General features: G+C 34.4%; 1 protein-coding gene. It reads right to left on the reverse strand.

Features of this window, described 5'->3' with window-relative positions:
• The coding region (locus GUI70_RS25560) for a family 1 glycosylhydrolase (protein WP_161884555.1) at positions 1–282 on the reverse strand (282 nt) is incomplete at both ends.

Consider the following 282-nt stretch of genomic DNA (forward strand, 5'->3'; position numbering starts at 1 on the left):
GAGGGAATTTACCTACTAAATATTGGCCATCACCAATTGGTCCAATTTCATTGAATGTAGTCCAATATTTTACTTCTGGGAATTCTTTAAAACAATATTCAGCATAATCTACAAAGTAGTCAATCGTTTTACGATTTAGAAAATCGCCATCTTTGTGTAACACTTCTGGTGTATCAAAATGATGCAATGTTACAAATGGTTCGACATGACGTTTATGACACTCTGCAAATAACTTATGGTAATACTCAACACCTTTAGGGTTAACTTCGCCATATCCAGTTG

Origin of the sequence: Deinococcus alpinitundrae (assembly GCF_009982895.1) — a bacterium.
Taxonomy (GTDB): Bacteria; Deinococcota; Deinococci; order Deinococcales; family Deinococcaceae; genus Deinococcus; species Deinococcus alpinitundrae.